The organism is Pseudomonas sp. P5_A2_2 (assembly GCF_054177685.1).
In genome coordinates, this window is record NZ_JBGCUL010000776.1 from 1 (window position 1) to 2,167 (window position 2,167).

The window sequence follows — 2,167 nt, forward strand, 5'->3', positions numbered from 1 at the left end:
CTGTTGTTGACCTTGCTGGCACCGTTTTACCCGGCACCGCGCCATGGACCGGCCCAACCGATGGACGTGAGCATCGTAATTGCCGCGCACAACGAAGCGCGGCATATCGAAGAAAAACTGCGCACCGTGCTGGCCCAGGATTATCAGGCCCGCTCGCTGCACATCATCCTGGCCAGTGACGGCTCGACCGACGACACCGTGGCCTGTGCACACAAGGTCAACGACCCGCGCATCACCGTGCTCGATCTGCCCCGCCAGGGCAAGGCGGCGACGCTCAATGCCGGGGTCGCGATCAGCAGCGGTGCGATCCTGGTGTTCACCGACGCCGACAACCAATGGTCCACCGACACCCTCGGCCATTTGCTCGCACCGCTCAACGACCCGCAGGTCGGTGGCTGCGCCGGGCACATGGTGATCCCGGTGACCGGCAAGGGCTTGAGCGTGGGTGACAGCCTGTATCGGCATTACGAAGGCTGGTTGCGCTACGTGGAAAATCGCACCGGCTGCATGGTCTCCGCCGACGGCGCATTGCTCGCCCTGCGCCGCGAGTTGTTCCAGAACGTGCCGGCGGAGGTCAACGACGACTTCTTTATCAGCACCTGCGCACCCGTCGCGTTCAAGCGGATTGTCTACGTGCCCCAGGCCCGGGTGATCGACCAGGGCGTGGACGAAGCCGACAAGCAATTTCGCCGCCGTCAGCGGGTCACGGTGGGTGGCTTGCAAAGCCTGGCCCAGCGCCGGGAGCTGATGAATCCGCTGGCCCACGGCCTGTATGCGATTGCCTTGATCAGCCACAAGCTGATCCGGCGGCTGGCGCCGATCCTGTTGCTGCCGTTGCTGCTGAGCAATTTCTGGCTGTGGGAAGACCACGGCTTTTATCGCCTGAGCCTGATCGCACAATTGCTCGGTTACACGATGGCCATTGCCGGCCTGCTGGATTCGCAACACCGCTTGCCCAAACCCTTTCGCCTGGCCGCGTTCCTCCTGGTGACCCTTGCCGGGATGAGCATCGGCCTGTGGCAGTTCCTGCGCGGTCAGCGTTACGCCCAATGGAACCCTGAGCAAAATCGATGAGAGGTGCGTGCCGTGGCGATCAAACAACTGTTAAAACGCACCAGTGGCTGGCTGTACCTGAACTCCCCGGTCGGACGCAACCAACTGCACGGCGCCGGGGTGATCCTGATGCTGCACCGGGTGCTGGCCAGCGACCAGGCCGCCGAACTGCCCCACCGCAATGAACTGTGCGTCGGGCCAAAGGCCTTTGAACATTTGCTGGTGTGGTTGAAAAAACACTTCGACTGCGTGCCGCTGATGGACATTCTGCAACCGGTTGCGCGCTCGGAGCGGCCGAAAGTGGCGCTGACCTTCGACGACGGCTGGCGCGACAACGCGCTGAATGCCTTCCCGTTGCTGCAAAAACACCAGGTGCCGGCGAGCATCTTTCTGYCCACCGATTTCATCGGCAGCCGCCAGCGGTTCTGGTGGGAAAGCATCGGCGAAACCCTGTGGAACAGCCATGGCGAACCGGCACGCCGGCACCTTATCGAACGCTTGCTGCACCTGGGGCGCCCGTTGCCGACACTGTGCGATGACCCGGATCAGCAACGCCGCAGCCTGGCGTTGCTGAACTTTTTGCAGAGCCTGAAAAACCTGTCACCGCTGGACCTCAATCGCCTGACCGACGCCTGCCCGCAGGAGTCGTTGCCCCAGGCACTGGACTGGCAGCAAGTGCGCCACCTGGAAGCGTCCGGCCTGGTGCGCTTCGGCCCCCACGGTGCCAGCCACGCCATCCTCACCGGCCTCGACGATCAACGCCTGCATGAAGAACTGAGCCGCAGTCGCGACGCGCTGCTCAACGGCTGCAACCGGCCGTTGCCGGTTTACTGCTACCCCAATGGCGACAACGATGCGCGGGTGCGCCAACAGGTGGCCAGGCACGACTTCCCGTTTGCCCTGGGCACCGGCACCGGCATTTATCGGGGGACCGAAGATCCTCTGGCCCTGCCACGCTTCGGCGTGAGCCAGCGTACCGCGCGCGATCCCGGGTTGCTGTCCTGGCGCATCTACCGTGGGGCACGTCCATGAGCCGCAGCAACTACCTCAGGCACCTGGCCCTGAGCATGGGCACCAAGCTGGCGATGATCGCCCTGCGCTTGCTGCGTAACAT

General features: G+C 63.8%; 2 protein-coding genes. Both read left to right on the forward strand.

Annotated features, from left to right (window positions below; all coding sequences use genetic code 11):
- Positions 1-1,074 (forward strand): glycosyltransferase (locus ACXRVY_RS25495; RefSeq protein WP_458238578.1); only part of this gene is annotated, 1,074 nt, incomplete at its 5' end.
- A gap of 12 nt (positions 1,075-1,086) precedes the next feature.
- Positions 1,087-2,085: a polysaccharide deacetylase family protein gene (locus ACXRVY_RS25500; RefSeq protein WP_458238579.1), complete on the forward strand. Its 999-nt coding sequence runs from the start codon at positions 1,087-1,089 to the stop codon at positions 2,083-2,085.
- Positions 2,086-2,167 lie beyond the last annotated feature (82 nt).